General features: G+C 62.8%; 6 protein-coding genes. All 6 read left to right on the forward strand.

The annotated features are described in order from the left end of the window. The first annotated feature begins 162 nt into the window (after positions 1 to 162). The 6 genes from ACYQ7X_RS17320 (at position 163) to ACYQ7X_RS17345 (ending at position 5783) form a co-directional block, all read left to right on the forward strand. A complete protein-coding gene (locus tag ACYQ7X_RS17320; RefSeq protein WP_459698324.1) occupies positions 163 to 1422 on the forward strand; it encodes a replication protein RepA in 1260 nt (419 codons plus the stop codon). Further along, positions 1419 to 2612, forward strand: coding sequence for an AAA family ATPase (locus ACYQ7X_RS17325; protein WP_459698325.1), 1194 nt, complete (start codon positions 1419 to 1421; stop codon positions 2610 to 2612). Before ACYQ7X_RS17320 ends, ACYQ7X_RS17325 begins: the two co-directional genes overlap by 4 nt. A gap of 97 nt (positions 2613 to 2709) precedes the next feature. After that, positions 2710 to 3699 carry a ParB/RepB/Spo0J family partition protein gene (locus ACYQ7X_RS17330; protein WP_459698326.1) on the forward strand — a complete coding sequence of 330 codons (990 nt, stop codon included), beginning with the start codon at positions 2710 to 2712 and terminating at the stop codon, positions 3697 to 3699. A 234-nt stretch (positions 3700 to 3933) separates the two neighbouring features. Continuing rightward, entirely contained in the window at positions 3934 to 4359 is a 426-nt protein-coding gene (locus ACYQ7X_RS17335) for a nuclear transport factor 2 family protein (protein WP_459698327.1), read from the forward strand. Beyond that, on the forward strand, positions 4352 to 5188 hold the full coding sequence (locus ACYQ7X_RS17340) for an NmrA family NAD(P)-binding protein (RefSeq protein ID WP_459698328.1): 837 nt from the start codon (positions 4352 to 4354) through the stop codon (positions 5186 to 5188). Before ACYQ7X_RS17335 ends, ACYQ7X_RS17340 begins: the two co-directional genes overlap by 8 nt. Before the next feature lie 241 nt (positions 5189 to 5429). After that, positions 5430 to 5783 carry an alpha/beta fold hydrolase gene (locus tag ACYQ7X_RS17345; protein WP_459698329.1) on the forward strand — a complete coding sequence of 118 codons (354 nt, stop codon included), beginning with the start codon at positions 5430 to 5432 and terminating at the stop codon, positions 5781 to 5783. Positions 5784 to 5813: the final 30 nt, after the last annotated feature.

Here is a 5813-nt window from a genome sequence, read left to right on the forward strand (position 1 = left end):
TGTGTACCAAGATCATCGGTGAATTTGCGATTTTTTGAAAAAATCACTATCCCTTGCGAAAGCGATGGCAGTTAGCATAGCTTCATCTCGCATTTCGCACCCGAGTCCCTGGGAGAGAGACCAATGGCCTGCCCCCGATATCCGCTGGGTCAGCAGATCCATTTGGAACTGATTCAGCGCGGTTCTGACGCTGCCCAGTCTCTGGCAACCGCGATAGGGCAACCGGAGCTTTTCGGCCGCGTCTCGGCCGTGCAGGACGAGGCACCGAGCCCGGGGTTCCTCCATTCCGCGCTTTGTGCCATGTCCCTGCCGGTTCGGCGGCCGCGGGATGAATATGCGCCGATCATGCGCCAGGATGGCCAATATACCCTGGTCATTAATCCGAAGCCGCGGCTGGACCTCGTGAACGGTCAGCAGCAGTTCCAGAGCCTCGGCATTCCTTTTGGCTCTCTTCCGCGACTGATCCTCATTCATATTATGACGGAGGCCGTCAAAACCAATTCCCGGCACGTGCATCTTGGCCGCAATTTCAGCGACTGGATGCGACGGATGGGCTTCAAAACTGTGAGTTACGGACCGCGCGGCTCGGCCACCTTGATCAAGGACCAGATGGACCGACTGCTCTCCTGCGAATGGATGATCCGTTGGGATAATACGGCGCAAAACGGCGACCATGAGTTTGGCATTCGCGAAATCAAGCTCACCAATGAATATCGCGGCCAGGACGGCCCCCGGTCTCATTTTCAGCGCGAGATCCTCATGACCGAGGGGTTCTTTCATCATCTAAAGGACCATGCGGTGCCCCTTAATGAGGTGGCCATTCGCCAGTTGCGGGATTCCGCGACGGCACTCGATCTCTACACCTGGCTCGCCTACCGCCTGCCGCGCATCGGGGCGAAACGCCCAGCAAGCTTGAGTTGGACGCAACTCGCCGTCCATTTCGGCAATGACGGCAAAAACATCCGGAAGTTCCGCCAGACGATCCGCGATGCCTGGGAGCGTCATGTCTCAGCAGTCTATCCTGAGGCGAGGGCAGAGTTCGATACCACCGTGATCCGCCTCTATGGCTCGCCGGCGCCTCTGCAGCAGAAACTTGTCCAAGGGGCCACCCTGCGTCTGGTAACGGGCGATGATAAGGGTACGCCGAGCGACGAAGCCAAGGCGAACTCGCCGGACCTGCCGCAGGCCTTCCTGCAGAAGCTCCGCGAGAATCTCGGCGATGCCGCCTTCAACGCCTGGTTCAAACGGGCGGTGCTCGAGCAGCGGGACGGGGAATGGACCCTTTCGGTCGAACGGCGGTTCCACTGCGACTACATACGGTCCGAGTTCAAGCAGCAGTTGGACTGGGCGGCGAGGGCGGTTGGACTTGCCCGGGTGCAGGTGGACGTGACGAAGAAACTGCCGAGCGTGAACGCCCCATGAGCGAGACCCGATCCGAATCGCCGACCCTGCGATCAGTGGGGGAGGTTTACGGCAAGTGCCTCAGCGTTCTGGAGGGGCTGCGCGACCAGGCGCTGCAAGAAACCGGTGGGCGGCAATCGCCCCGCTTTAGCATCACGCGCGTCGCCGAACTGGTCGGGCGCACAACCGCCGCCATTCGCGAGGCCGAGAAGGATGGACGGATCCCGGTGGTCGAACGTACCACCTCCGGGCGTCGGATTGGCTATACCCTGGCCGAGGTCAATCAGCTGCGTGATGCGTTCGGCACCAGGCCCTGGCGCAGCCCGGAAGATCCGATCGCCGTGATCGCGGTGCAGAATTTCAAAGGTGGCGTCGGGAAATCGACCGTCTCGGCCCATCTGGCCCAATATCTGGCGATCCAGGGCTATCGCGTTTGCTTGGTTGACTGCGACAGCCAGGGCTCCTCCACCGCCTTGTTCGGCTATGTGCCGGACCTCGATATCCATGAGGATGACACGCTCTATCCGTTTTTCCGGAACATGGAGATGTCGAGCCTCGCTTATGCCGTGCGCGAAACCCATTGGCACAACCTCTACCTCATCCCCGCCAACCTGAAGCTCTATTCCGCCGAATACGAACTGGCCGCGCGTATCTCGCGTTCCGAGCCGCGGCTGCTGAACAGGCTGGCGGAAGGCCTCGCCTCGATTGCGGATCATTTCGACGTCATTGTGCTGGATCCGCCGCCGGCGCTCGGCACCATCTCGCTCTCCGTCATGCGGGCAGCGAATGCGCTCTTGGTGCCGATGCCGCCCACGGTGGTGGATTTCGCTTCCACGACGACCTTCCTCGCGATGCTCTATGAGACCCTTCAGATCCTGGAAGAGCGGCATTTTCCGGTGGATTTCTCGTGGATCCGCTTCGTCGCCACGCGCGCGGATGAGGGGAAGTCCATGCAGCGGGAATTGCTCGGGCTCATGCGCAATCTCTTCGGCGAGAAGATGCTGCGGACCGTGCTGCGCGACAGCGCCGAGATCGACAATGCCTCCGCCCGGCTCATGACGATCTACGAACTCGGCGCGCCCGTGACCTCCCGCGAGACCTATAATCGCGGGCTCGCCTATCTGAACGGGGTGAATGCGGAGATCGAGACGCAGATACGCATGACCTGGCCAAGCCAGCAGCAGAAACTGCGCGCCGAGGGTAAGATCTGAGCCGCTTGCAGACCGGCAAGATCAGGCTAACCCATTGATAGGGAAATGATTTATGGCTCTGGGCAATAAGGGATTTGCAGCCGGCCTGGCAGGTGGCGTGCAGGCGCCTGCGGGGGGTAAACTGCCCCCGCGGACCGGCGTTCTGCAAAGCCGCGGCAACCGTCTGGCGGAACTCGCCTCTGGCCAGACCCAGACCCGTGAACACGAGCTGGTGGACCCCGCCATCTGCCGTATCTGGGAATTCCACAATCGGGATTACGGGGCATTGGATGAAGTCAGCTGCGGCGATCTGATCGAGAGTTTTCGGGCCCAGGGAAGGCAGGAAGTGCCGGCGATCGTCCGGCGGCTCCTCGGGGATGAGAAGTATCAGTTCGAGGTCATCTGCGGCGCGCGGCGCCATTGGACGGCTACCTGGATGCGCGCCAATGGTGCCCCGAATTTTCGCTTTCTGGTCGAGCCGCGCGAGCTGAATGATGAGGAAGCGTTCCGTATCGCCGATCTGGAAAATCGCAGCCGGCAGGATCTCTCCGATGTCGAGCGGGCGCGGGATTACGCCCGGGCCCTTGCGCGCTACTACGGCGGTAATCAGGCGCGCATGGCCGAACGTCTCGCCGTCAGTCAGAGTTGGCTGAGCCGCTATCTCGAACTGGCGGAGTTTCCGCCCGCTGTCATCAGCGCCTTCGGCAGCCTGCACGCCATCAAGATCAGCCATGGTGCGGCACTGGCGCCTCTGCTACGCCATCCTCTGTCGAAGCAAGCGGTCATCGCCGAAGCCGAAGCTGTGGCAGCGGAGCAAAGCGGGCGCGCGCAGGAAAACCAGCCGCTGATCACGCCAGCAGATGTTGCCAAGCGCTTGCAGCAGGCGACGCGACGCAAAGAGGCAGCACGAGCGGGGGCCAGCGCCGTCGAATATGCCGTCCGTTCGCCCTCGGGCACCGTCCTGGCGCGCGGCACGCGGCCGCGGCGCGGCAGCAGCATCGTGATCAGCATCCCTCGCAACGCAGGCGTGGAGCGCGAGACTTTGCTGAAGGCTATCGGCGAAGTGCTGGATAAGCTGCACCCAGGCTTGGGCCAGGCCGACCGATGATAATGGTGCGGTCGGCGCTTCCCGAGCGAAGCGACGGCCCGCCCGCCTTCGCTTGACCGGGGGCAAGGCACACCTATCTTCCGGCCAGCGAGATTGTTCTCGCAACTGATCGGCGCGCTTCATTGCGCGCGGTCTGCGGGCGTGGGCAGAGACACGGATGCTTGCCGCGCTGCCCGTGCCAGAGAGTGAACCGAGGAACTTGGCATGACTGACAGTGTTGCAGATTTTTCCGCCATGCTTCGCCGCGCCTTGGGCGACCGCATCGCCGGGGAAGCCCCGACCTTTCTTGAGATGCTCGCCGATGGCGCGGTGATGGAATTCCCCTATGCTCCGCCGGGCCTGCCCGAGCGATTGGACGGGAAAGCCGCTATCGGCCAGCACCTGGCGTCGCTCGCCGATGTCATCGCGTTCGAGCGTATGGGAGAGCCGATCGTTCATCCGACAGCCGATCCTCAGACCGTCATCCTTGAGTTCGACGGTTTCGGCCGCGGCGTGGCAACCGGGGAGCCTTATGAACAGCGCTATATCTCGGTGATCCGCACCCATGCCGGGCAGATCATCCATTATCGCGACTACTGGAATCCCTTAGCCGTATTGCGGGCGACGAAGGGTAGGGCGGTTATCAAGGCCATCACCGGCAGCGAGGTGCATAATGGCTGAACGCGTCCTTTTGATTGGGGGCACCGGCAAGACCGGTCGGCTGATAGCAGAGCGCCTGGCCGCCTGCGGCGTGGAGGCGCGCATCGCCACCCGAAGCCCGGTCTCGGCGAGCCAGATCCGCTTCGATTGGGAAGACCCGGCCAGCCACGACGCGGCCCTTGCAGGTGCCACATCCGTCTATCTCGTCGCGCCGAGCAATAATTTCGACCCTCTGCCCGCGATGCGCCCGTTCCTGGAGCAGGCGGTTGCGCGCGCATCAGGCCGCTTGGTGTTGCTGAGCGCGTCCTCTCTGGAAGAAGGCGGGCCGATGATGGGCCAGGTTCATGCCTGGCTTCGCACGCATGCGCGGTGTTGGACGGTGCTGCGGCCCAGTTGGTTCATGCAGAATTTCGTCACGCAGCATCTAGCGTCAATCAGGAATGAAGGGTGCATCTACTCGGCCGCGGGGGATGGCCGCGTGCCGTTCATCGACGCGGCCGATATTGCCGCCGTGGCGGTCACCATGCTGCTGGACCCGTCATTGCCCTCACGGGATCATATTTTGACCGGCCCGGAGGCGCTGAGCTATGACGCTGCCGCCCGGCTGCTTGCAGCCGCAATCGGCCGCCCGATCCGCCACCTCCGACTGTCGTCGGAGCAACTGGCGAAGCGCTACCTCAGCTTTGGCCTGCCCGAAGCCTATGCCGCCACGCTCGCTGAGATGGATGACGCTATCTCGCGGGGCGCAGAGGATCGCACGACCAGCGAGGTTGAAACGCTCACCGGCCAGCTGCCCACCACGCTTGCGCGCTTCTTCGCGACGCATCGGGAAGATTTTGCGGCATCCTGAACGATCTGGCAGGGCCGCGCCCCCTCGGCCCATGACAGAGTCGATCGACCAGGATAGGGGCGAGGCCCGCCGGACACCCCGGCGATCGAGCAAGGGGAGGGCAGGGCGCGCATTCTGGGTGCCCCATCACGCACACTCTGTGCCCCATTTAGCTAAATGAAGGGGCTGACGCTCGTTAAGCTGCGCGGCGAAAAGACGCTCTTGCGTCCTATCCTGCAACCTTCAGCCAGGAGCTCCTTCGATGGCTCTCTTTCTGCTTGTCCCCGGCGCGTTCCATGGAGGATGGGCGTTCGATCTGCTGCGCCCACTCTTGGAGCGGGCCGGCCACCGGGTGCTGACGCCTACTCTCTCCGGTGTTGGCGAACGCGCGCATCTCGCCCGCCTCGGCCCGATCAATCTCGACACGCATATCACCGATGTCGTCAATCTCATCACATGGAACGATTTGCGGGACATCGTGCTCTGCGGCCATTCGTATGGCGGCCTCGTCATCACCGGCGTCGCGGACCGAGTGCCGGAGCGTATCTCTTCCCTCGTCTATCGTAAGCGTCGCGGCGTGAGCACGGGGCTTCGGTTTGGCGGGGCGCGAGCGTGATCGGGTTAGAGGCGGTCGATTATCACGCGG

The sequence above is a fragment of the Acidisoma sp. C75 genome (genome assembly GCF_054665095.1).

What these genes read in the sequence shown, in the direction of transcription:
- ACYQ7X_RS17335 (WP_459698327.1), top strand. Translation starts at nt 3,934, where the DNA reads ATGCTTCGCCGCGCCTTGGGCGACCGCATCGCCGGGGAAGCCCCGACC.
- ACYQ7X_RS17340 (WP_459698328.1), top strand. Translation starts at nt 4,352, where the DNA reads ATGGCTGAACGCGTCCTTTTGATTGGGGGCACCGGCAAGACCGGTCGG.
- ACYQ7X_RS17325 (WP_459698325.1), top strand. Translation starts at nt 1,419, where the DNA reads ATGAGCGAGACCCGATCCGAATCGCCGACCCTGCGATCAGTGGGGGAG.
- ACYQ7X_RS17345 (WP_459698329.1), top strand. Translation starts at nt 5,430, where the DNA reads ATGGCTCTCTTTCTGCTTGTCCCCGGCGCGTTCCATGGAGGATGGGCG.